The organism is Pseudomonas sp. V88_4, from assembly GCF_029967985.1.
Taxonomy (GTDB): domain Bacteria; phylum Pseudomonadota; class Gammaproteobacteria; order Pseudomonadales; family Pseudomonadaceae; genus Aquipseudomonas; species Aquipseudomonas glycinae.
The window spans coordinates 252,029-276,009 of record NZ_JASCAF010000001.1 but is presented as its reverse complement, the minus strand read 5'-3'; the positions used below and the strand labels follow the sequence as shown (position 1 = coordinate 276,009).

The 23,981-nt window shown below is 61.0% G+C and carries 18 protein-coding genes; 9 read left to right on the top strand and 9 right to left on the bottom strand.

Features of this window, described 5'->3' with window-relative positions:
* Positions 1 to 120: 120 nt before the first annotated feature.
* Genes QLG12_RS01240 through QLG12_RS01230 form a run of 3 tightly spaced genes read left to right on the top strand, consistent with a single transcriptional unit; the run spans position 121 to position 2,944 of the window.
* Positions 121 to 1,029, top strand: coding sequence for an ABC transporter permease (locus QLG12_RS01240; RefSeq protein WP_207866748.1), 909 nt, complete (start codon positions 121 to 123; stop codon positions 1,027 to 1,029).
* On the top strand, positions 1,026 to 1,874 hold the full coding sequence (locus QLG12_RS01235) for an ABC transporter permease (RefSeq protein WP_197868556.1): 849 nt from the start codon (positions 1,026 to 1,028) through the stop codon (positions 1,872 to 1,874). Before QLG12_RS01240 ends, QLG12_RS01235 begins: the two co-directional genes overlap by 4 nt.
* Before the next feature lie 14 nt (positions 1,875 to 1,888).
* Positions 1,889 to 2,944 carry an ABC transporter ATP-binding protein gene (locus tag QLG12_RS01230; RefSeq protein WP_236193598.1) on the top strand — a complete coding sequence of 352 codons (1,056 nt, stop codon included), beginning with the start codon at positions 1,889 to 1,891 and terminating at the stop codon, positions 2,942 to 2,944.
* Here QLG12_RS01230 and QLG12_RS01225 read toward each other — a convergent pair whose 3' ends face one another.
* Positions 2,945 to 3,874: an AraC family transcriptional regulator gene (locus QLG12_RS01225; protein WP_197868558.1), complete on the bottom strand. Its 930-nt coding sequence runs from the start codon at positions 3,872 to 3,874 to the stop codon at positions 2,945 to 2,947.
* 335 nt (positions 3,875 to 4,209) lie between these two features.
* On the opposite strand from QLG12_RS01225, the gene QLG12_RS01220 reads away from it, so the two are divergent.
* Both QLG12_RS01220 and QLG12_RS01215 read left to right on the top strand, forming a co-directional pair.
* A complete protein-coding gene (locus tag QLG12_RS01220; RefSeq protein WP_197868559.1) occupies positions 4,210 to 4,563 on the top strand; it encodes an antibiotic biosynthesis monooxygenase family protein in 354 nt (117 codons plus the stop codon).
* Positions 4,564 to 4,606: 43 nt separating this feature from the next.
* Positions 4,607 to 4,849: a hypothetical protein gene (locus tag QLG12_RS01215; RefSeq protein WP_007960172.1), complete on the top strand. Its 243-nt coding sequence runs from the start codon at positions 4,607 to 4,609 to the stop codon at positions 4,847 to 4,849.
* Positions 4,850 to 4,853: 4 nt separating this feature from the next.
* On the opposite strand, the gene QLG12_RS01210 is transcribed toward QLG12_RS01215, so the two are convergent.
* Positions 4,854 to 5,483: a flavin reductase family protein gene (locus QLG12_RS01210; RefSeq protein ID WP_011335689.1), complete on the bottom strand. Its 630-nt coding sequence runs from the start codon at positions 5,481 to 5,483 to the stop codon at positions 4,854 to 4,856.
* Between the two features lie 274 nt (positions 5,484 to 5,757).
* Entirely contained in the window at positions 5,758 to 6,075 is a 318-nt protein-coding gene (locus tag QLG12_RS01205; RefSeq protein ID WP_197868560.1) for a hypothetical protein, read from the bottom strand.
* Positions 6,076 to 6,423: 348 nt separating this feature from the next.
* Here QLG12_RS01205 and QLG12_RS01200 point away from each other — a divergent pair, with 348 nt between their 5' ends.
* Positions 6,424 to 7,182, top strand: a complete 759-nt coding sequence (locus QLG12_RS01200; protein ID WP_201816310.1) for a hypothetical protein — start codon at positions 6,424 to 6,426, stop codon at positions 7,180 to 7,182.
* A 64-nt stretch (positions 7,183 to 7,246) separates the two neighbouring features.
* Here the strand turns inward: QLG12_RS01200 and QLG12_RS01195 are convergent, their stop codons facing one another.
* The 6 genes from QLG12_RS01195 to QLG12_RS01170 all read right to left on the bottom strand — a co-directional run bounded on the left by QLG12_RS01195 (position 7,247) and on the right by QLG12_RS01170 (position 20,779).
* Positions 7,247 to 8,566 carry an MFS transporter gene (locus QLG12_RS01195; protein WP_197868562.1) on the bottom strand — a complete coding sequence of 440 codons (1,320 nt, stop codon included), beginning with the start codon at positions 8,564 to 8,566 and terminating at the stop codon, positions 7,247 to 7,249.
* 165 nt (positions 8,567 to 8,731) lie between these two features.
* Complete coding sequence (locus tag QLG12_RS01190; protein ID WP_197868563.1) at positions 8,732 to 10,060, bottom strand: sigma-54 dependent transcriptional regulator; 1,329 nt, start codon at positions 10,058 to 10,060, stop codon at positions 8,732 to 8,734.
* Positions 10,060 to 11,820 carry an ATP-binding protein gene (locus tag QLG12_RS01185; RefSeq protein ID WP_282473748.1) on the bottom strand — a complete coding sequence of 587 codons (1,761 nt, stop codon included), beginning with the start codon at positions 11,818 to 11,820 and terminating at the stop codon, positions 10,060 to 10,062. The genes QLG12_RS01190 and QLG12_RS01185 overlap by 1 nt, the downstream gene beginning before the upstream one ends.
* Before the next feature lie 95 nt (positions 11,821 to 11,915).
* Positions 11,916 to 14,639, bottom strand: coding sequence for an RHS repeat-associated core domain-containing protein (locus tag QLG12_RS01180; protein ID WP_282473747.1), 2,724 nt, complete (start codon positions 14,637 to 14,639; stop codon positions 11,916 to 11,918).
* Positions 14,636 to 19,102, bottom strand: a complete 4,467-nt coding sequence (locus tag QLG12_RS01175) for a SpvB/TcaC N-terminal domain-containing protein (protein ID WP_197868566.1) — start codon at positions 19,100 to 19,102, stop codon at positions 14,636 to 14,638. The genes QLG12_RS01180 and QLG12_RS01175 overlap by 4 nt, the downstream gene beginning before the upstream one ends.
* A 153-nt stretch (positions 19,103 to 19,255) precedes the next feature.
* Positions 19,256 to 20,779 carry a fumarate hydratase gene (locus QLG12_RS01170; protein ID WP_007960181.1) on the bottom strand — a complete coding sequence of 508 codons (1,524 nt, stop codon included), beginning with the start codon at positions 20,777 to 20,779 and terminating at the stop codon, positions 19,256 to 19,258.
* A 366-nt stretch (positions 20,780 to 21,145) separates the two neighbouring features.
* Here QLG12_RS01170 and QLG12_RS01165 point away from each other — a divergent pair, with 366 nt between their 5' ends.
* The 3 genes from QLG12_RS01165 to QLG12_RS01155 are packed head-to-tail and all read left to right on the top strand — an operon-like array spanning position 21,146 to position 23,959.
* Positions 21,146 to 22,252, top strand: coding sequence for a GGDEF domain-containing protein (locus QLG12_RS01165; RefSeq protein WP_282473746.1), 1,107 nt, complete (start codon positions 21,146 to 21,148; stop codon positions 22,250 to 22,252).
* Positions 22,245 to 23,180 carry an iron-sulfur-binding ferredoxin reductase gene (locus QLG12_RS01160; protein WP_197870335.1) on the top strand — a complete coding sequence of 312 codons (936 nt, stop codon included), beginning with the start codon at positions 22,245 to 22,247 and terminating at the stop codon, positions 23,178 to 23,180. The genes QLG12_RS01165 and QLG12_RS01160 overlap by 8 nt, the downstream gene beginning before the upstream one ends.
* 29 nt (positions 23,181 to 23,209) lie before the next feature.
* Complete coding sequence (locus QLG12_RS01155; protein ID WP_282473745.1) at positions 23,210 to 23,959, top strand: enoyl-CoA hydratase-related protein; 750 nt, start codon at positions 23,210 to 23,212, stop codon at positions 23,957 to 23,959.
* Positions 23,960 to 23,981: the final 22 nt, after the last annotated feature.

The following is a 23,981-nucleotide window of genomic DNA, read 5'->3' as shown; positions in this document are numbered from 1 at the left end:
GTCAGTGACATCATTGTCGACAGGTAGGCCGTCATCGCTGGCAAGCCAGCTCCCACAGGTTTCTCGGTGAGTTTGAAGGTAGTGTCTGTCAGTTGTTTTTCCATTGACGAGATCATTGCTATGGAACATCAATCCCTGACCCAACCGGTCGGCGCGGGTGACGTGCGCTCGGCGCGCGGTGTTTCGCCGACCGCGCGGGCGTGGTTTTTCCTCACGCCGTCGATGCTGTTTCTCGGCGTGCTGATTGCTGCCAGCCTGCTGGTGCTGCGCATGAGCGTCGGCACCAAGGGCGCGGAGTGGAGCGGTTTCAGCCTGGCCAGCTACGCCCAGTTGCTCGAACCCTACTACCTCAAATCGTTGCTGCTGACCTTGCGTCTGGCGCTGATCAGCGCGGTGATCGCGGTGGTGCTGGCGATTCCGGTGGCGTACACCATGTCACGCCTGACGTCGCCGTTCGTGCGGCGGATTTTTCTGGCGGCGGTGCTGTTGCCGCTGCTGGTCAACCTGCTGCTGCAGAGCTACGGCTGGCTGGTGATCCTCGGTCCCGGCGGCATGCTCAACCAGACCCTGATGGGCCTCGGTCTGATCAAGCGTCCGATCATGCTGCTGTACAACCAGAACGGCGTGTTGATGGGCCTGGTGCAGACCGCGTTTCCGCTCGCCGTGCTGCCGATTGCCAGCGCCATGCGCGGTGTCGCACGCAGCTACGAAGAAGCTGCCGCGACCCTCGGCGCCAGTCGTTTTCAGGTATTCCGTCAGGTGGTGCTACCGATGAGTCTGCCGGGGATCATCACCGGCGCGACCCTGGTGTTCGCCTATAACGCCAGCAGCTTCGTGGTGCCGCTGTTGCTTGGCGGTCGGCGCGTGCCGATGCTCGCGGTGATGGTGCATGACCAGATCGCCCCGCTGATGAACTGGCCCGCCGCGTCCGCCGCCGGGGTGGTGCTGATCGTCACCACGCTCGCCATCATGACCTTGTCCGAATACATCACCGGCCGCCGTCGCCGTCTGCTGGAGGCTTCGCAATGAGTGCCCTGATCAAGAAGCGTCAGTCGCTGTTGCCGGGCGACACCGGCAAGTTCGCCGGCATCCTGTCCGGGATCATTTTGTTCCTGGCCGTGTTGCCGATCCTGACCATGATCGTGATGTCGTTCAGCGGCGCGTCCAACCTCGACTTCCCGCCAAGCAGCTACAGCCTGCAGTGGTACAAGGCGGCGTGGCACACCTTCGTCTCGCCCGATGCCAGCGATGTGCTGAGCCTCGGCCAGGCCATGGGCACCAGTTTGCTGGTGTCGTGCCTGACGATGATTTTCGCCACGCTGATCGCGGTGCCGGCGGCTTACGCGCTGACCCGCTGCGAGTTCCGTGGCAAGGGTTTGGCGCTGCAATTGATGTCGCTGCCGCTGGTGTTCCCGATGGTGGTGCTGGGGCTGGCCTTGCTGCTGGTATTCGACAGCCTGCCGTTCCACATGACCACCTCGAGGCTGGTGATTGCTCACGTGATTCTGGCGCTGCCGTTCGTGGTGAAGAACTGCACGGCGGCCATGCTTTCCATCGGCAGCGAAGTCGAAGAGGCCGCGCAGATGCTCGGCGCTTCGCCGCTGCGGGCCATTGTCGACGTGGTGGTGCCGTTGATGAAATCGGGGATTCTGGCGGGGATGCTGCTGGCGTTCATCGTCTCGTTCAACGAATTCACCGTGACCTATTTCCTCTACACCATCGACGTCATGACCGTGCCGATCTGGATGTACAGCCGCACCGTGTCATCGCTCGACCCTACCGTGTTCTCGTTTGCCGTGCTGATCGTGCTGATCGACTTCGTCCTGATCTGGGCGCTGGAGAAGCTGGTCGGTGAGGGTGGCGTTTCCTTTTGATTGTGAGGTGCAATATGACTGGACTGATTCTGGAAAACGTCGAGAAACACTACGGCTCGGCCTGTGCGGTAAAAGACGTCAACCTGCATTTGCCCGAGGGCAAACTGGTGTGTTTCCTCGGCCCCTCGGGTTGCGGCAAAACCACGTTGCTGCGAATGATCGCCGGGCTGGAAACGCTCACTGGCGGCGAGATCCGCCTGGACGGCGAGGACATCGGCCGCACCCCGGCGCACCTGCGCAACTTCGGCATGGTGTTCCAGTCGCTGGCATTGTTCCCGCACATGACCGTGGGCGAGAACATCGCCTATCCGTTGAAACTGCGCGGTGTGAGCAAGGCCGATCAGCAGGCGCGAGTCGTTGAGTTGCTTGAGTTGATCCAGCTGCAACCGATGATCGATCGCCCGGTGGCGAAACTCTCCGGCGGTCAGCGTCAGCGGGTGGCGATTGCCCGGGCGATTGCCTCGCATCCGAAAATCCTTTTGCTCGACGAACCGCTGTCGGCGCTGGACGCCAAGTTGCGCGAGTCGATGCAGGTGGAAATCCGCCAGCTGCAACAACGCCTGAACATCACCACCATCATGGTGACCCACGATCAGCGCGAGGCCATGACCATGGCCGATATCGTGGTGGTGCTGGGCGAGCATCGGGTGCAGCAGGTGGGGACGCCGATTGAAATCTATCGGCATCCGGCCAACGAATTCGTCGCGGATTTTATCGGCTCGGGGAATATTTTTCCGGCCACCGCGCTGGGCGATGGCAAGGTTGTGCTGCCGGGCGGCGATGCCCTGCAAGTGCCGATCTGCAGCAGCATCGTGGTCGGGCAGAAAGTGAAGATGCTGATCCGCCCCGAAGACCTGCAACTGTCACCGCCCCAGGCAACGGCGGGCAATCGTCTGCTGGGCAAGGTGACGTTCGTGCGGGATATCGGCGCGACGATCGAGACTACGGTGGAGTGTTCCGGCGTGACCTTCACGGCGCTGAGCACGCCGTGTCAGGGGATTGGGTTGGGGATCGGGCATCCGGTGTCGGTGACATTGCCGAGTGAGGCGTGTCGGGTACTCGGCGCGTGATCAGACACTCAATCGCAGGCGCGCCAGATCCCGCAACGGCGGCGCGCCAAACAACCGGCTGTACTCGCGGCTGAACTGCGACGGACTTTCATACCCCACCCGATACCCCGCCGCCGAAGCCTCCAGCCCCTCAGCCAACATCAACCGCCGCGCCTCTTGCAGGCGCAGCTGCTTCTGATACTGCAACGGGCTCATCGCCGTCATCGCCTTGAAGCGGTGATGCAGGGTCGAGACGCTGAGGTTCACTTCCTTCGCCAGATCATCAATGCGCAGCGGCTGTTCGAAGTTGCCGTTGAGCCATTTGATCGCCTGGCTGATGCGGTGGCTCTGGCTGTTGGCGATGGCGATTTCGTACAGCCGATGGCCCTGAGGACTGCGCAGCAGACGATAGAGAATTTCCCGGCGGATCAGCGGCGCGAGCATGGCGATGTCTTTCGGCGCGTCGAGCAGACGCGCCAGACGCAGCACCGCATCGAGCATGGCGCTGTCGATTTTCTCCACGTACAGACCACGCCCGGTCGGCCGGGTCGGTACGCCCATCGGACCGGCGTCGGCGATCAGCGCGGTGATTTCGGCAGGATCAATATCAAGGCGTATGGCGAGGATCGGCTCTTCGGGCGAGACGTTCACGACTCGACCGCTCAACGGCATCGAAACCGAGACCACCAGGTAATTCAGCGGATCGTAATTGAAGAACTCGTCCGCCAGCCGTACCTCTTTGCGACCCTGAGCCATGATGCACAGCGCCGGTTGCGCGAGCACCGGGGCGAAGTCATGGGACTGGGTGTGGCGCGACATGACCAGCGAGCCGACGGCAGTGGCATAACTGCCATCTTCGGACGTGTTGCGGCGGATGATGGCCGCCAGTTCCGCGCGCTGCTTTTCCATGTCGGCATCGGGCGGCGCCTGAAAACGATCGAATGACGTCATGCACAGCCTCCTCGGCAAGGGATGGAATGGGAGCAGAGCATAAGTTTGTGCAAGCGCGAGCGGTAGACACATCCTGTCAAATGCTTGCCTGATCCTGCATGGGTTTGTTGAATCGTCCAGCCATAGCAGGACGCAGGTCGGCAGAATTGCCCGAAACCGGTGTGACAGGACGGTGACAGGAATTCACGACTTGTTACAGGTCTGCAAGACAGTCTCGCAGGATTGTGCAACGCGACGGCAGGAATCGACTAACGGTGAGCCGTGCCCGGCCCTTAACCTTGGATCCTGTCGCAGCCCGTTCCCGGCTGCCACGCGACTCCCTGGGAGGGTTGAACATGTCCAAGCAGATTCCCGTCAGTCATATGGCCTTCGTTCGAGCGCGTGCCGGACGCTCGGCGGAACTCGGCATGCGCTTGAGCGCCCTGATCGAGCCGTCCCGCGCCGCCCCCGGTTGCCTGAGCTTCGCCTTGCAGCATTCGCAGTGTGATCCGGATTTGTGGCTGGTTTCCGGTTTCTGGAGCAACCAGCAATCGATGACCGCGTATTTCAGCAGCCCGTCGATGGAAGTTTTTGCCGAGCTGGTGCAGGACCTGGTGGTCAACAGCCTGGATTTCCACACGTTCAAGGAAGTCTCGGCTGCACAGACCGTAGGGCAATGCACTGCGCCGATACACAAACTCGCCGGTTGAATGTTTAATGTCCGGCTTATCTGACTGAGCCAGGACCTGCGATATGGCACGTAAAGAGTTCGAACACTTCGAAGCGGTTTCCGCTGTAGTCCCCGTCGAGTTGGGCGGCAACAAGGGTTATCACGCGGCGATTGCCGTCAAGGCCCTGGTCGACGGCGGTGCACCGCGCTTTCACAAACTGCTGAACGATCAGGTTTTCCCCGGCGCCATCGCCGCCGATGAAGCCGCGATCAATGAACTGGACAAGCTCAAGGGCGTCACCGACGACGCCGAGCTGATCTGGTAAGCGCTTACTTCGTCGCCCCCGGGCGCCACATCTTGAACAACGCCTCCGGCCCCAGCTGGAAATAGTCCGCCGGCCCGCCGCCCCGCAGTATCGGTTCGGCGGCGGCGGTGTCGTAGATCCCGTCCTTCAATAGCCATTTGGCAATGTGCACGGCGACTACTTCGCCGAGCACCAGCCAGCTCGGCACGGTCTCGCCGTCGGCGCGCTGCAACTGAATGATCTGGGTGACCTTGCACTCGAAGGACACCGGGCTTTCGGCCACGCGCGGTACGGCGATCACCTTCGACGCCACCGGCGTCAGCCCTGCGAGTTCGAACTCGTTGACTTCCGGTCCGACCATCGCGCAGCTCTGGTTCATCTGCTCGGCCAGCGGGCGGGTGGCGAGGTTCCAGACGAATTCACCGGTCTGCTCGATGTTGTTCAGGCTGTCTTTGCGACCGACGCTGGAAAAGCCAATGATCGGCGGAATGTAGTTGAACGCGTTGAAAAAACTGTAGGGCGCCAGGTTCAGCCGTCCCTCGGCATCCTGCGACGAAATCCAGCCGATGGGACGCGGGCCGACGATGGCGTTGAACGGATCGTGAGGCAGGCCGTGGCCGTTGGCCGGTTCGTAGAAATGAATGTCATCGGGCATGGCGGGTGGTCCTGAAGAGGGCGGGATCAAGTGGCCAATAGTGCAAGCACACGACGCATATTTCCAGCCAGACACCGATATTCCACCCAGTGAGAACCTTGTGGGAGCTGGCTTGCCAGCGATGGCGGCCTGTCAGTCGACAATGACTTTGAATGGAAAAATGTCATCGCTGGCAAGCCAGCTCCTACAGGGTTTGGTGTGAATTCAAGTAATTGTCATCCCCCAGAAATGACTAAGCCCGGCCGAGGCCGGGCTGTGAAGGCGGTGCGGATATTCAGCTGATGGCAGCGGCGGTGCCGGTTTTATCAAAGCCGTCGGCGGCGATAGCGTTGGCAGTGCCGGTTTTGTCGAAACCATCGGCAGCGATAGCGTTGGCGGTACCGGTTTTATCGAAACCATCAGCAGCAACGGCTTTGCCGACGTTGGTCTTGTCGAAGCCGTCGGCAGCGTAGGTGCCGGTGTGGCTGGTTTCGAGGGCAGCGCTGGCGCCGGAAATGAAGTCGGCGGATTTGGTTTTGTCCGAACCGTCGGCGGCGAAGGTGTTGGCGGCCAGGACGGACAGGGTCAGGGCGAGGATCAGTTTGGTTTTCATGGTCGTTCTCCAGATTCGAAATTCGTTGGCGATGTGTTTCGCATGGGGTTCATGCTACGCCAGCTAAATTGATTAAAAAGCGCAAATTAATGCTAAAAACAATCGATTAAATTGATATTAAGGGCGGCGCATTCAATTCGCTTTCGTCGTCGGAGCGAGCGTCGCGCGGGTCATCGATCAGGTAGGGGAAGGATGCGGCGGGGGCATTAACCGGTGATTAATCGCCGTTTTTGGCTTGTGTGACAGATTTTTCATACATTCCCGACCGGTTTTTCACCCGCGCAACGCCAGTCTGCCCACGGCCATAAAGCCAAAAAACGGCCGTCACACACTGGAGCGTTGCCTGCGATGAATAAACTGCCTCAAATCACCCTGGCTTTCTGGGTCATGAAAATCTGCGCGACGACCCTGGGGGAAACCGCGGGGGATTTGCTGTCGATGACCCTTAACGTCGGCTATGCCATCAGCTCGCTGATCCTGATCAGCGTGTTTGTCCTGACCCTGATCACGCAATTGATGTCCAAGACCTACAAGCCGCTGCTGTACTGGATCGTGATCCTGTCGACCAGCACCGCCGGCACCACCATGTCCGACTTCATGGACCGCACGCTGGAGCTGGGTTACGCCACCGGTTCCATGATCCTGATCGCGATCCTGCTGGCGATCTTCGCGGCATGGCGCCTGAGCGGCGATTCGCTCAACGTCACCAAGGTGCAGAGCTTTCGCGGCGAGATGTTCTACTGGATGGCGATTCTGTTCTCCAACACCCTGGGCACCGCGCTCGGCGATTACCTGGCGGACGACTCCGGCCTGGGCTTTGCCGGTGGCGCGCTGTTGATCGGCTCGGCGATTGGCGTGGTCGTGCTGCTCAAGTACTTCACGAAGATTTCGTCGGTGGCGCTGTTCTGGGTGGCGTTCGTGCTGACCCGGCCGTTTGGCGCAACCTTGGGTGACTTGATGACCAAGTCCCATGAGAAGGGCGGTCTGGATTTCGGCACCATCGGTTCGTCGGCGGTGCTGGCGGGGATTCTGCTGGTGATGATCGTGGGCGCGTCTTATGCGCAGAAGCGCTATGGCAGCAAACAGGGCGTTGCCGAGTTGTCCTGATCGGGAAATCGGACAGGAAAGAAAACGCGCGAAGGTCTTGCACCTTCGCGCGTTTTTTTTGCGGTCAGTCAGTGACGATGCGCGAGTGTTTCTGCGTGTCTTTCATGGTGATGTACACCAGCAGGGACACTGCGATGCACGCGGTCACGTACCAGTAGTAACCGGTTTCCATGCCGATGCTCTTGAACCACAGCGCGATGTATTCGGCGGTGCCGCCGAAGATCGACACGGTCAGTGCGTACGGCAGGCCGACGCCCAGAGCGCGGATTTCGGTCGGGAACAGCTCGGCTTTCACCACGGCGTTGATCGAGGTGTAGCCGCTGACGATGATCAGCGCCGCCATGATCAGGAAGAACGCGCCCCACCAGGTCTGGATGGTGTGCAGGGTCATCAGGATCGGCACGGTGAAGATCGTACCCAGCACGCCGAAGGCGATCAGGATCGGACGACGACCGATTTTATCGGACAGGCCGCCGATGATCGGTTGCAGGCACATGAACAGGAACAGCGTGGCGGCAGAGATGGTGGTGGAGTCGGAGATGCTCATGCCGACGGTGTTCACCAGGTATTTCTGCATGTAGGTGGTGTAGGTGTAGAACGCCAGCGTACCGCCCATGGTCAGGCCGACCACGGTCAGCAGTTCCTTCGGATGACGAAGCAAGGTGCGCATGGCGCTTTCCTTGGACTTCTCTTTCTTGGTGAACGATTCGGTTTCTTCCATGCCACGACGCAGGTACAGCGCGACGATTGCGCACAGCGCGCCGATGGCGAACGGAATACGCCAGCCCCACGCGTAAAGCTGTTCGGTGGTCAGCATGTTCTGCAGCACGATCAACACGCCCAACGCGATGAGCTGGCCGGAGATCAGGGTCACGTACTGGAAGCTGGAGAAGAAGCCGCGACGTTCCCTGGTCGCCATCTCCGACAGGTAAGTGGCGGAGGTACCGTACTCGCCACCGACCGACAGGCCTTGCAGCAAGCGGGCGAAGACCAGCAGGATCGGCGCGCCGATGCCGATGGTCTCGTAGTTCGGACTCAGGGCAATCAGCAGCGAGCCGAAGCACATCAGGTACACCGAGGCCATCAGCGCCTTTTTACGGCCGACCTTGTCGGCGTACAGGCCCATCAGCCAGCCACCGATCGGACGCATCAGAAAGCCCACGGCGAAAATCGCGGCGGTGTTCATCAACTGGGCGGTGGTAGAACCGGCAGGGAAGAAGGTCTTGGCGAAGTACAGCGAGAAGGCGGCATAGACGTACCAGTCGTACCACTCGACCATGTTGCCGACGGAACCGCTGAAGATCGACTTGATGCGACTGGCGGTGGTTCGTGCTTTGGCCGGCACGGCAGCCGACCCAATAGGCAGGGCGTTGGAGTTATCCATTGAAGGATCCTTCGTTTAATTGTTTTTGTGGAGCGCGTTGAAACGCAGCCTGCGAGGGCTATAGCAGGACCTGTGCCAACGGGGAGAGGGCCGGTTTAGAGGGGGTGGGGAGATGGGTTGAGCGGTATTTTGCCGATGAGCAGCAATGAATGAGCGGATTTCCGCTCATTCAGGGACAAACATTTCCCGGGTCAAACCATGGCGCTGCATCTTTTCATTAAACGTGCGACGCGGCAGTTGCAGCTCCTCAAGCACCGCTTTCACATCGCCCTTGTGCCGGGTCAAAGCAGCCCGCAAACATTGCGCCTCAAACGCCTCTTGCTGCGCCGCCAGCGACTGCCCCGGATCGATACCCTGCACCGGTTCATCCAGCCCCAGCACCTGCCGCTCGGCCACGTTCGCCAACTCGCGCACATTGCCCGGCCAGTCGTGACTGAGCAGGTGGCTCAACTGCGCGCCACTGAGCGGTGGAAAGGTCCGGCCCAAGCGTTGGGCGGCGCTCTGGGCGAAGGATTCGAACAACAACGGAATGTCTTCGCGACGATCACGCAGCGGCGGCAATCGCAGCTCTGCGACGTTCAGCCGATACGCCAGGTCTTCACGAAAACGTCCGGCCCGCGCTTCGTCCAGCAAATCGGGTTTGGTCGCCGCGACAATCCGCAAGTCCACCCGAATGCTCTGGTTCGACCCCAGCCGCTCAAGCTTCTGCTCCTGCAAAACCCGCAGCAGTTTCACCTGCTGGGCCAGCGGCATGCTTTCGATTTCATCGAGAAACAGCGTGCCGCCATCGGCGTATTCCAGCTTGCCGATGCGCTTGCCCGAGGCGCCGGTGAACGCGCCGCTCTCATGCCCGAATAACTCGGCTTCGAACAACTGCTCGGGGATCGCCGCGCAGTTCAGCGCCACGAACGGCTTGTCGGCGCGCGGGCCGAAGTCGTGCAGGCAGCGGGCGACCAGCTCCTTGCCGCTGCCGGTTTCTCCACGGATCAGCACATTGACCGGCAGCGTCGCCAGGTCAAGCACTTGCCGGCGCAAGGTCTGCAAGCCACGGGACACGCCGAGCAGCGTCGCATCGAGTCTGGCACGGTTGTCGGCCTGTTCGTGCAGGGCACGGTTTTCCAGCACCAGCCGACGCTTGTCCAGCGCCCGGCGCAGGCTGCCGAGCAGGGTCTCGGGGCTGAACGGTTTTTCCAGAAAATCGTAGGCGCCGTCGCGCATCGCTTCGACCGCCATCGGCACGTCGCCGTGGCCGGTGAGCAGAATCACCGGCAGGTCGGCATCCCGGCGCTGCACTTCGGCCAGCAGCTCAAGACCGCTGAGCCCCGGCATGCGCACATCGCTGAGAATCACCCCGGCAAAGTGTTTCGGCAGCACCGCCAGGCATTCCTCGGCGCGGCTGAACAGCTGTACCTCGAACCCGGACAGGCTCAGCCATTGTTCGACGGCATTGCGAATACTGCTTTCGTCATCGACCACCATCACCGAATTGAGCATCAGATGTGTGCCTCCAGATCGATCGGCAAGGTCAGGCTGAACACTGCGCCATTGTCACCATTTTCGACGCACAGACGCCCGCCGGATTCATGGACGATGGCGAAGGATACCGCCAGTCCCAGGCCCAGTCCGTCACCCACAGGCTTGGTGGTGAAGAACGGATCGAACACCTGGCCCAGATGTTCTTCGGCGATGCCGCCGCCATTGTCGATGACGCTCAGGCGCCACAGTTGCTCGTCGGCTTCCAGGCGGATTTCCAGACGCTTGCAGGGCTTGCCCTGCATGGCATCGAGGGCATTGCGCAGCAGGTTGATCAGCACCTGCTCCAGACGGATCGCATCGCCACGCACCCACGCCGGACGGGTCAGGTGCAGCACCAGACTGACCTGTTCATCGCGCAGACGCGCATCGAGCAATTGCAGGGCCTGATCGACCACCGTCGCCAGATCCAGCCGTTCGCGCAGGCCGCTGGGGCTCTTGCGGGCAAAAGTTTTCAGGTGGCCGGTGAGGGCAGCCATGCGCGTGAGCATGTCATCCACCGGTTTGAGTGCCTTGCAGGCTTCATCGACCCGACCGTGATCGAGCAGCAGCCTCAGAGTTGCAAGCTGCATGCGCTGGGCGGTCAGCGGCTGATTGATTTCGTGGGCCAGCGCGGCGGACATCTGCCCCAGTGCGGCGAGTTTGGCCGACTGCACCAGACCGTCCTGGGCGGTGCGCAAATCCCGGGTGCGTTCTTCTACCAGTTGCTCAAGCTCTTCGCGGCTGCGCTGGCGCATCTTCGCCAGACGCCAGCGCTGGTTGAGGAACAGCAGCAGGAACACCAGCGCCAGCCACACGCCGGCGGCGGCGAGCCCGGCATTACGCTGATCCTCGAAGGACACTTGCGGACGCCGTAGCAGGTGCAGCGTCCAGCCTTCGGCATTCAGCGGCAGCGATTCCCACAGATAATCGGCCGTACCTTGCGGGCCTTCGACGCGGCGCAGATCACTGTTGTCATCGAAGCTGCGCAGCGCCAGATGCGTCAGCGGCACCAGCGACTGTTTGTCGTATTGGCGGGTGGCCTTGATCTCGCGGTAATCGGCCGGGCTCAGCGGGTGCAGCAAGCGATAGCGCCAGCCGGGCTGGTTGGCGATGAAAATGATCCCGCGTGCATCGCTGACCAGCAGGGTGTCGCTGCCGTGACTCCATTCGCGCTCAAGCTCCGGAAACTCCAGTTTGACCACCATCGCCCCGAGGAACTCGCCGTTCTCGCCGAGCACCGCGCTGGACAGGAAGTAACCGGGAATCCCGCTGGTCACGCCGACCGCGTAGAAACGCCCGGTGCCCTGGGTGCGGGTCTGATGGAAATAGGGGCGAAAGCCGTAGTTGTGACCGACGTAACTGCTGGGCAGGCGCCAGTTGCTGGCCGCCACCGCGAGGCCGGTGTGGTCGAGCAATTCAAGGGTCGAGGATTGTGCAGCGCCGTTGATCTTTTCCAGTTTCAGATTGAGCGCCGTTTGCTGTTCGGCGCTCACGGGACCGGCCAGCGCCGCACGCAGTTGAGGGTCCAGCGCCAGCACGGCAGGCAGGGCGCGATAGCGGTCGATCAGGGTGTGCAGCGAGTTGGCATACAGCGCCAGTTGCTGATTGGCCCGCGCGGCGTCTTCCACCAGCGCCTGGCGCTCGGCGTGGCGGATCGCAAGCGTCGCGGCGAGGGCGGCACCGGCGATGATCAGCAGGGTGTACAACGACAGACGCAGGGTACGGGAAGTCGGCAGCATGCTGGGCGCATAGAGGTAGGAAGTCGGGCCGGCACCATAGCATGGTGTCGGCCCGAACTGACAAGAGGGGCAGAAGTTCTGCCAGACTCGCGCTGTCAGAGGCGCGTGTTGGATTGGCGTACAGGGATGCGAGATGCTCTGGTTCTACGAAACACACTCGTACCAGAACGTTGAGAGCTCACTGAACCGCGATGTGACGATGTGTTGCTTTCACTCGGGGCTGGCGGCCGCAGGCGGGTGATTTTTTCGAGCATTGTCATGCTTTGCCAGGAAATTCCGTCCAACTCTTCGGCACCCAGTACTTGCTGACGCAGCGATTTCTGGGCTTTCTCTGACACCTCGTCCTGCAGGCTCAGTTCGGCGATGAGCCTGTCGACCGTGTCCAGCCATTTTCCTGCCTGAGCCTTCTTGTCCGCCTTGTCCTTGGTGCCTCTCAGCTCGTCGACGTAGCCCCCTACGATCGGACCCAATACCATGCCAACCACAGTTGCAGCCGCTGTGACACCCAGTGTGCTCATGGTGAAAAACCGGTTGGCATCTTGCGTGACATCGACGGGTGGTATGGCACCGTCCCCACCAGGGTCCCAGCTGTTGGGCGGGGACCAGCCCGGGTTGAACAGCGTGGCGTGCAAAATGAACTGGGCGGTGGTGGTGAGTAATGTGGAAACGACAGCTGCGTTGGCCGGAGACGAGGTCCCGACGGGCAGCAATGCCAATCCGACTCTCGAATTGACCACCGTCAGCGCGGCTTGCTTGCCCCATTCGCCCCAGGATTGTTCGGGCTTGGGGGGCAACGTACCGGGAGGATGGTTGGCCGGGTCATTGACCTTCGCGGGTAGATCGCTGGATTGCACCTCGCTGCCGGCGATCGAGCTGTGGCGTGACGACGAGGGCGATTCATCTATCTCGATGGAAGTCTGTGCAGCCGTTGCCATTGCCGGCGTCTTTGTCATCCCTTGTTCGTCAATGAAATTGATCACGTTGTTGGCCGTCATCTGGTACAGGTTCAATCCATCCCTGGTTCCCCCTTTATCCGCCTGGGTCCAGCGTCCCAGCCAAGGGGCGTAATAGCGTTGTTTGTAGTGGATCAAGCCACTTTCATCAGTTTCCTTGCCACTGTAGCGGATGAACTTGTAGTCCACTTCGATCAGCGATCGGGCTGCCAGCGTCGAGGTGCTGCCAAACGGGAAGTAGGTCTCGGCACTGATCAATCGCGCCAGTTGATCCAGTTCTTTCAGGGACGATCCCAAGTGATCCTTGTGGATATAGCGAATCTGATTCTGATCGATGCCCCTGGGTTTTTTCTTCACCCAGTGGAGGTATGTTACGTCGCTTGCGCCAATGTCCAGTTTGATGAGGTGCAGTTCTTCGCCGTTGTCTTTGGTGCGGATTTCCAGATCGCGCAAGTAGCGGACATCGTGGAAATGGCTGGCAGTCGGGCTGTGGGTCTCAAGTCTTTTATGTACGCGCACATCCCGGCTGTAGTGATACTGCTCCGTATCGTTTGGTCCTGTGGGATGTCTGGCGAGGATCACGGAATCCAGCTGATTGCGGCTGTTCCACTTTAATGGGCCGCGCGGCGTGTTCAGCTGGTTGCCGGCAGCGTCGAACTCGCTGGGGAAAACCGGTATTGGAGCCCCCGTTTTCCAGCGCACCCCCCGGTTGCTGTCCGGATCGATATATACCTCAAAGGTATGGTTGGCACCGTCGCGGACTCGGGTGGTTTTGACGAGATTGCCGCCATGGTCGTACTTGTAGAATTCCGTGTAATTGCGCCGGTCATCGGAGCTGGTCGGTTTTGGCCGGCCCGCGTAATCCGTGGGGGGGACCTCGTCGTATCCGCTGGCGTGGATCAACCGGTACAGCGAGTCATAGCCGTAGGTGCGGTGGCCATCGACGCGCTGGTTGCGAAAATACGTCGGCGTGTAGTTGTGATCCAGGATACGGGTGATGTTGCCCATCCGGTCAAACTCATACGCTAAATCCTGAACCGATTCCCCTGTCGCCTTTTGTGCGTATTGTCGAAGCAGGCGACCGTCGGCGGCCCGATAGTGCCAGTGACTGCTCACCTCATTGCCGGTTCGTTGCAGGATGATCTGCCCGGCGGCGTTGTATTGTGCATCCAGCAAAACCGGCTGCCAGTCAGGCTGTCCGTAAGCCTTGAGGTGCACCTGTATGAGTTGGCCAGCCATATCGTAAGCCAAATGCCGCTGGTGGCCGCCGGCATCGGTTTGCGTCAGTGGAGCACCAAGGGGGCTGAGATTCTGTTGGCTGGAAAAGAACAATCCATCGTGAAAGGTACGGGTTTCGTGCAACGTGGAGCCCATGAGAGAAAAGCTGTGAAATTCGACGCTGCCCGAAGGGTCGCTCATCCCGACCATTTGCCCGCGCCGGTTGTACCCGGCGTCGGCCGAGGCATCGGCATAGACACAGGTTTCGATATCCGGTCCGGCGTCCTGCGCGATGCCCAGCAGGCGCAGTTGCTCATCGAACGTGTGCTGCCAATGGCTGCCCCGCGCATCCCAGCGTTGCGAGGTCTCGCCTGACAATCCTGGCAGACGCCAACTTCTCCCGGCGTCCACACTGTCGGTTTCAAGCAGCTCTGCGATCAGATTGAAAACGCTGATCATGGCGGGTCTGGCAAGGCGCGGGTCCCACTGTTCCACCACGCGCCCGAGCGCGTCGCGTTGCTGGCGTGTGATCAGGGGCTCGGCGGTTGCACCGGCAACCGAGCGCAGATAGGCCACCTCACGAATCACCAGACCTCGGCTGTCGTAAACCGACAACGAAGGTGTGTTCCGATGCACGCTGGCGTTCATGGCTTGACCTTTTTTACGGGCTTTACCGGTTTTGCAGGCGTCGGCTTCTTCACAGGCTTGCCGGGTGGCAATTCTTCCGTGTCGTTGAAGTCGTAGAAGAGCGTGAACCACGCATGCAGGATGTCGTACGCCAGATGGCCCAGCGCATTGATTGTCTGGATTGGCCGCCCCACGGCGTCGTAGAACTTCTGGTCGTGGTAACCGTGCTTACGCATGGCGCTGTCGTTGATGCAGCGATGGGTATTGAGGAAGTAGGCGCGGTAGATCCGGATGGGCTCGCCCTTGTGGTTGTATTCCACGCGACTCTGCACCCGCCAGCGCCGGGTGGCCGGCATTTCGATCGGTTTGCCATCGGCGCCGGTCACGAGATCATCCTCAGGGGTGGCGACAAAGGCATCGCCTGGCGGGGCGAGCTGTTTGCTTTGCAGCGCGCGGCCGAAGCCGTCGACGTAGCGGATCGTCATCTGAATCTGTTGCAGCGGGTCGGTGTGGTAGCGGTCGGCAACCAGGTTGAGGCTGTGTACCGGCTGCCTGAGGGTGGTCCGGATGAACTTGAACAGGGCCTGTTCGCTGGTGCTGCGTTTTTTCAGCTGGTTCAGCCAGCGCAGGGCCGAGGCGCGGATGTGGCCGTCGGGCAGAATCAGCCCCTTGTCGATCCATTCCTTTCTTTTGATGGGCAGCGTTTTGAGCGGGAGTACCGGCATCCAGCTTTGCAGGTCGGTGCGCACCACGCTGGCAGCGGATGCCAGGGCGGTTTTCGGATTGGCGAGGGCGTATTCGACACTCAGGTCAGGCTGTGGCGGGTAAGCGGACAGGGGAGCGAAACCGGCCGGAACGCCGTCTTCGGTGCCATAAGAACTGTGGGCGATAGGTTGCCCGCCTGCTTCGTACAGCACTTCCTGAATGTTCTCGTTGGGATCCCTGACACTGCGCGGCAGAAGGGTGTGCCAGTCGTATGTCATGGTTGTGACGCAGCCGTCCGGCAGGGTGAGGGTCTCGGTCACCAGATGGTTCGGGTCCCAGGCGATGTGCGTCACGCCATGGCTGGCGGTCTGCTGCACATCGGTGATGTGGAAAAATTGGCTGGCACCGGCGTAGGTGTAAAAACCGCTCAGGGCTGACCACAGGTTCTCCAGTTTGTCCTCTTCCGAATCTTCGGGGAGAAACAGATTCATCGGCTCATAGCCGATCTTGGCCAGCTCGTCCCGAATGACAATCGGTACGTCGTCGTAGGCTGCCAATGCTGTCTTGTCGAACACGGCCTGTTTCGTCGGGCCTGCCAACGGTGGGTAAAGCATTTTCCCGGCGGACTCCAGATAGGTCTGCTGCGAAAGCGAGGTCAGTTCGCGCGCGGCTTTCCATTCGGCGCTGTCGTTATGCCGATCGAAATTTTCGAAACTGATGTCCGCTGCGCGCAAACCGTCCGGCAGAGAGCCTTTGGGCAGCCTCATCGCATTACCACGCTGGCGGCAGGGCAAACCGAGCAGCCAGTGGCCGTCACTGGTCACGTGAGTGAATTCGGCGAGAGCTTCCGTCAGATAAAAGCATTGCTGTTGCTCATCGTGGCTGTCCAGCCAGGCGCGTCGTTGATCTTCCTGATCGAAGGGCGGTTCGTCATTCTCCGTGCGGCGACGAGCACAAGCGACGGTAAAACCTTGTGTCAGATGACCGAATTCGTCCCACGCCAGATTGACCTTATGTTCAACGCGTGGATCGTCCATGAAGCGTTCGTATTGATGGCTGCGGTTTTCCAGTTCCTGTACCAGCAGACTCAAGGGATTTTTGTTCACCTCTCGCACCAGATAGCGCGTTTCGCTCAGAGAGAACAGGCGCACGGGGGCGGGGTCGTCTGCCTGGCAGATTTCGGTGCGAAGCAGGTGACCGGCAAGGGCGTAGGCGGTTTCGCGATCATCCTCGGCTTTGCGTCGCGTGCGAATGCGCTCTTTACGGCGTTTGGCATCGAACGCTGAAAAGACCGTGGGGCCCATCGGTGTGATTTCAGGGTCGAGTTCGCAGATACCTTTCAAAACGGGGTCAGTGCATTGACCGGTATGAAACCAGTGCGTCACCTTCATCGGCGCCGTATGGCCGTCTTCGGCTTTTCCCGTTTCCAGTTCACTGTCGATCTGACAGACCCGGCCGAAGCCACGGAACTCGCGATCTTTCCCGTCGTAGTAGCCGTCAAGATAGTCGAATGACTGCTTCAGGCAGTTGCCGGTGATTTCATCGAGTTGTTCCAGCCAGTGGAGCACCATCTGAGGAAACGGCAACCGGCTGACCGGATGCCTGCGAGCCATCAGTTCCCGGCGTTTTTCGTCCAGCCAGAATTGCGCACTGCTGCGATGTTGCAGCGTGGCGCTGTAGCCCATGTTGTTGTTGCAGCCGGTAAGCAGGTAGGGCCGTTTACTGACGAAGTGATACACCCAGTGCTGCGGTTTCATGTGGGGTTTGGTCAACAGCAGGCTGGCGCAGCCAATGCCCTGCAGATCGGCGAAGGTCACCTGGCAGAGGTTGTCGTAGCGAATGCCGGCAGGCCACGGGACACGCACGGGTGTCGAGGCCAGGCCGTTGCCACCCTGGTTGAACCAGATCTCGAAGTAATCCGAGGACAGGTAAATGAAGGCCGGGGCGCCGGAGCCGTCCAGATCGGCGATGCGTACCCGGTCCGCATCGAATTTGCCATAGTCGAACTGCAAGTCGCTCAGTTTGAAACCCTCTCCAAACCGGCCATGCCCGAGGCTGGCCCAGCAGCGGATTTCATCGTGACGGATCCGGCACAGCTCCATGCCGCTGGCGCCCATGCCACTGAATGACACCAGTTCGCTGCGGGCATTGCCGAACAGCGGCAATCTGTCCGGGGTATGGGGCACATTCTGGCCGGGAGCAAATCCTTTTTCCCGCAGGTTGGCATACACCCGCACGCTGTTCGGGCCGATCAGGGCCATGGAGTCCAGGCCATCGCCGCGCAGGTCGCCCAGTTGTGCCAGTTGATGGAAAAACTCCACGGGAAACTGGTCGAACGATTTGAAAGGCGACCAGGTGCCATCCGGCTTGAGCGTGTAACACCCGCTGCCACCGGGCTGCGCGACGACCCAGTCCAGGCAGCCGTCACCGGTGAGGTCGGTAAGAATCTGCACTACCGGTTTGCTGCTGTCGGCGTTCGGAATCAGCGGCAGCAGGGTCCAGGGGCCGTAGACGATTTCGTCTGTGCCGGGTGTGCCGCGCAAGGGTTCGCGGAAATACCAGGCCCCGTCGAGCTGGCAGAGAAAACCGGGCAAGCCTTCACTGTAAAGATCGACACAATGGTAGGGCTGGCCGTCGTTGAGACCGGGCATGTGATCAAGTTGCAGAAAGGGTCTGGGGGTGGTGTCGAGTATCAGCGCCTCATAAAAATAGTCGAGGGGCGGCATGTGTTTGACGTGACCTGTAGCGTCGTAACTCATGTAGTGCGCTGCTTTCAGATGATTGTATCGATGCGATGTGGATTCGTGCTCCAGCAACAGGCGATTGACCAGCACCGGAGCAGGGCCGATGGCATTGAACAGGAGGAACTGTCGGCACAGGCGCCGAGTGCCGACTTCAAAGCCATGGCGATGCATACGAAACGGATCGGAACGCACCGTCCAGGCATCTTCATTGGCGGGGTACGGTGGAACATCGTCATGCCCGGAGACGCGTTCGCCGTAGTCAATGATCAGTCGGAACAGCCAGTCGAGTAATTCGGGTTGAGCGTGATCAAGACAGTACAGATCGGCACTGGCGGTCTTGTTGCAGTAGCAGACCTGGCGTAGGTAGCGTTGAGCACTGTAGTCAAAACGGGCGTCAGTGGCATTGTCGTCGGTCTTGTACTGGTAAAAGATGTTTTCGCCCACGGGGTTCCTGACTTCCCTCAGCAACCACACAGCGATATGCGTCGGGGCTGCCGGCTCATGGATGCAGGAATCGGGGGTGTTGCCATAGCAATATCGAGTGCCATCGGCTCCAGAGACCACCCAGAACGGATGACCGCCATCGGTGGGAGTCCAGAGTTCGTAGCGGGTGAATGTCGTTTCCAGACGTGGAATGTAGAGCACCACTGAATAGGTTCTGGCGCTCCTGCCTTTACCGCGCGTACGCTTTTTTGCCTTGATCCTGCCGCTTGTTGTCCGTTCGGGCCGCAGGTCGGTTCCGTCAGCCTGCATGACATCGTCGGCTGCATATTTCGGCACGCCGTTGCTGGTCTTGCGCGAAATGGAAGCCACCGACAGATCCCAGCCAAGTCCGCATTTGCCGTTGCCCGCATTGCCGTCATAAACCAGCTGCAACTCGGGATTGAGCGTACGGGCGTTCAGGATCGGCAGTGGCAAGGTGTAAGACCGCTGCCCGGTCGCACCGATCTCTCCCCAACTGCGCCCGTTCGTAGCAATGGACGCGGTCTTGGCAATAGAGGGAGGAGTGACAAGCGCATCTGCATCAAGGGCCATGGCAACGCAACCTGTGAACGCCGAGATTCCACGCTAACAGAGGGCGTCGGGGGTCGGCACCTGTCAGATCTGACAGGTGCCGACTGACGGCAGGCGAAAAAAAACCGGGCGGTCATCGCTGACCCCCCGGTTTTTTTCAAACAGCAGAAGCGCTTACTGCACTTCCACCGCCAGGCTTTCGCTGATCTTCTGTTGCCAGATCGCAGGGCCGGTGATGTGCACCGATTCACCTTTGCTGTCCACCGCAACGGTGACCGGCATGTCTTTGACCTCGAACTCGTAGATCGCTTCCATGCCCAGCTCGGCAAACGCCAGAACCTTGGACTTCTTGATCGCTTGCGCCACCAGGTAAGCGGCGCCGCCGACGGCCATCAGGTACACGGCCTTGTTGTCCTTGATTGCGTCAATGGCGGTCGGGCCGCGCTCGGACTTGCCGATCATGCCCAACAGGCCGGTCTGCTCGAGGATCTGACGGGTGAACTTGTCCATCCGCGTGGCGGTGGTCGGGCCAGCGGGGCCAACCACTTCGTCACCGACCGGATCAACCGGGCCGACGTAGTAGATGAAGCGGCCCTTGAGGTCGACCGGCAGGGTTTCGCCCTTGTTCAGCATCTCGACCATGCGTTTGTGCGCAGCGTCGCGACCGGTGAGCATCTTGCCGTTGAGCAGGACGGTTTCGCCCGGCTTCCAGCTCTGCACGTCTTCCGGGGTCAGGGTGTCAAGGTTGACGCGGCGGGCCGACGGGCCGGCTTCCCAGACGATTTCCGGGTAGGCGTCCAGCGGTGGCGCTTCCAGCGAGGCCGGGCCGGAACCATCGAGCACGAAGTGCGCGTGGCGGGTGGCGGCGCAGTTCGGGATCATGCACACCGGCAAGGAAGCGGCGTGGGTCGGGTAATCCATGATCTTCACGTCGAGCACAGTGGTCAGGCCACCGAGGCCCTGGGCGCCGATGCCCAGCTGGTTGACCTTCTCGAACAGCTCCAGACGCATTTCTTCGATGCGGTTCTGCGGGCCACGGGCCTTGAGCTCGTGAATGTCGATGGACTCCATCAACACTTCCTTGGCCATGACAGCGGCTTTCTCGGCGGTACCGCCGATGCCGATGCCCAGCATGCCCGGCGGGCACCAGCCGGCGCCCATGGTCGGAACGGTCTTGAGTACCCAGTCGACGATCGAGTCGGACGGGTTGAGCATGGCCATTTTCGACTTGTTCTCGGAACCGCCGCCCTTGGCCGCCACGTCCACTTCCACGGTGTTACCCGGAACGATGGAGTAGTGGATGACTGCCGGGGTGTTGTCCTTGGTGTTCTTGCGCGCACCGGCCGGGTCGGCCAGGATCGAAGCACGCAGGACGTTTTCCGGCAGGTTGTAGGCGCGACGCACGCCTTCGTTGATCATGTCGTCCAGGCTCATGGTCGCGCCATCCCAACGCACGTCCATGCCCACACGCACGAACACGGTCACGATGCCGGTGTCCTGGCAGATCGGCCGGTGGCCGGTGGCGCACATGCGCGAGTTGATCAGGATCTGCGCCATCGAGTCACGGGCCGCTGGCGATTCTTCGCGCAGGTAGGCTTCGTGCATCGCCTGGATGAAGTCCACGGGGTGGTAGTAGGAAATGAACTGCAGGGCGTCGGCAACGCTCTGAATCAGGTCGTCTTGCTTGATCACGGTCATGAGTCGCGCTCCTCTAAAAGACGGGAACATTCTTTAAGGGCAGCTGAAAGTCGCGAGCTTCGAGCGGCAAGCTGAAGCAGTGTGTACTGCTTTGAATTTGCCGCTCGAAGCTCGGAGCTCGAAGCTGCCCTTCAGGGTCGGCACGCCGGGCTGCTGGCGCGACGCTAAAAAGGCGCGGCAGTATACCGCGCCTCGGTGACGGGCACATCTGCCGGGAGTCATTCGTTGGTCGCATGACTGCAGGTTTTTGACGCCAAATACCCGGCCCGAAAATCAATGGTCATTTATCGCCTGCGCCACTAAAGTGGCAGCCGGTCTGTAGAGTAGGACACTCGGTCAGCCTCTTATCGCACGGTGAGTCAACGATTGACCCATAACGCCATTCAACGTCTTTTGCTCAAACGCTTCGCCCTCGCTGCAGCCACCTATGGATTGGCTTTGCTGCTGCTGTGGCTGGCGTATTTCACCGGACATTACGAAGATTCGCTGGCTGGCGTCGCCGTCGGCAGCGCCCTGGTGGTCATCAGCCAGGCGATCCTGTTCGCGGTGTTTTTCTCAGGCTGCAATCTGCGCTTTTCCGACCCGAGCCTGACCGAAGCACAAGTGCTGCTCGGCCTCGGTTGGCAGACGTGGCTGATCGCGCATCTGGAAGAAGCCCGCGGCGAGTTCCTGGTCTTCTATGTGCTGATCCTGCTGTTCGGTCTGTTCCATCTGTCACAGCGGGCGTTCGTACGCTGCGCGATGCTGGTGTTTTTCAGTTTTTGCGCCATCACGCTGTGGGACGGTTACCACTTGCATCTGCACGATCCAGCGCTTTCCGCGTTGCAGGCTTGCATCCTGTTGATCGTGCTGGCGTGGCTGGTGATTTATGCGCGCTTCGTCCAGACCTCGCGCCAACGCATGCGTCAGCGCCGGTTCGCCTTGCAGGCGCATCAGGACACCCTGCGCGGGATGATGCGCCAGCTCGAAGACCTGGTGGCCACCGACGAACTGACCGGGCTGTTCAATCGCCGGCATTTCCTGCGGCTGGCCACCCGCGAGCTGAATGCGATGGAGGCCGACGTGATGCATGGTCTGGCGCTGATCGACCTCGACCACTTCAAACGCATCAACGATATTCACGGCCACGCCGCTGGCGATCAGGTGTTGCAGGCTTTCGCCGGGGTGGCCGGGGCCTGTCTGCGCGAAGGCGATGTCCTGGCGCGTTATGGTGGTGAAGAATTCGTGGTGCTGCTGCCCGATTGCAACGCCGAGCGCCTGACCGCCTGTTGCGAACGCCTGCGCATCGCCTTCACCGACGTTGCACTGGTAGGCCTGAATGTGAAAAACCTCAGCCTGTCCGCCGGCATGACCCTGCTGGAACTGGGCGATGATCTGGACGACGCCTTGCAGCGTGCCGATCAGGCGCTCTATCGGGCCAAGCGTGACGGACGCAATCGTTGCGCGGCGGCATGGGAGAACGTCGATGCCTGAACTGCGGGTCGGTGATCGACAGTGGTCGGTGGCGGCGGGCAGCAACCTGCTTGATGCCCTCAACCGGAACGGTGTGGCGGTGCCTTACAGCTGCCGCGCCGGCAGTTGCCATGCGTGTCTGGTGCAATGCGTGCAGGGCTTGCCCGCCGACAGTCGCCCGGATGCCCTGAGCGCCGAACAGCGTGATCAGGGTTGGCGGCTGGCCTGCCAGTGCCAGGTGATAGAAGACTTGCAGGTGCACACCTTCGATCCCGTCACCGATGGGCGCCCGGCCACGGTCGAAGCGCTGGACTGGCTCGGCGACAGCGTGTTGCGCCTGCGCCTGACACCCCAGCGGCCGCTGCGCTACAGCGCCGGCCAGCATCTGGTGCTGTGGGCCGGCCAGATTGCGCGGCCGTATTCGCTGGCCAGCCTGCCGGAAGAAGACCGCTTTCTTGAATTTCACCTCGATTGCCGCCAGCCCGGCGAATTCAGCGATGCCGCGCGCCGCTTGCAGATCGGTGATCCGATCCGTCTCGGTGAACTGCGCGGCGGCGCGCTGCATTACGACCCGGACTGGCACGACCGGCCGCTGTGGCTGCTGGCCGCCGGTACCGGACTCGGCCCGTTGTTCGGCGTGTTGCGCGAGGCCTTGCGTCATGATCATCGGGGCGCCATTCGCGTCATTCACCTGGCTCATGACGCCGACGGGCATTACCTGGCCAAACCCCTTGAAGCGCTGGCCGCGCAGCGGCAAAACCTCAGCGTCGAACGGTGGACCGCGGCCGAGTTGCCGGGCGCTTTGGCGCAACTGCGCCTTGTCTCCCGACAAACCCTGGCCTTAGTCTGCGGCTCGACGGCCAGCGTCGACGCGTTTGCCAAGCGTCTGTTCCTGGCCGGACTGCCGCGCAATCAACTGCTGGCCGATGTTTTCCTGAGCCGTGGTTGAGCGCTGATTTCTCAGACGCGAGACACGCCATGCCCGACGCCATCCTGCTGCAACGCGAACGCGGTTTGCTGACCCTGCGCCTCAACCGCCCCGACAAGAAAAACGCCCTGACCCGCGCCATGTACAGCCAGTTGGCCGATGCGCTGAAACAGGCTGATAGCGACCCTGAAATCAACGCCGTGCTGATCACCGGCAGCGCCGAGTGCTTCACCGCCGGCAACGACATCGCCGACTTCATCCAGCAACCGCCGAGCGACCTCGACAGCCCGGTGTTTCACTTCATGCTCAATCTGCTGGAATGCCGCAAACCAGTGATCGCTGCCGTGGCCGGGGCGGCGGTGGGGATTGGTACGACGCTGCTGTTGCATTGCGATCTGGTGTACGTGGCGCGGGATGCGCGGTTGCGCATGCCGTTCGTCAACCTCGGTTTGTGCCCTGAGTTCGGTTCCAGCCTGATCCTGCCGCGCTTGCTCGGGCAGGCCAAAGCGTCCGAGTTGTTGCTGCTGGGGGAGGGGTTTACCGGTGAGCAGGCGGCGCAATGGGGGATCGCGACCGAGGCGCTGGGTAGTGGCGAAGCGGCACTGGCCAAGGCACGGGAGATGGCGTTGCGGTTTGACGAGCTGCCGGCCGAGGCGGTGCGCATCAGCAAACAGTTGATGCGCGCGCCGGATCGCGAGTTGATTCGCAAAGTGATCGAGGAGGAGGGCGCGCTGTTCACTCAGCGGCTGAGGTCGCCGGAGGCGCTGGCGGCGTTGACCGGGTTCATCAAACGCCATTAACGAAAAAGCCCCGCCATTCACA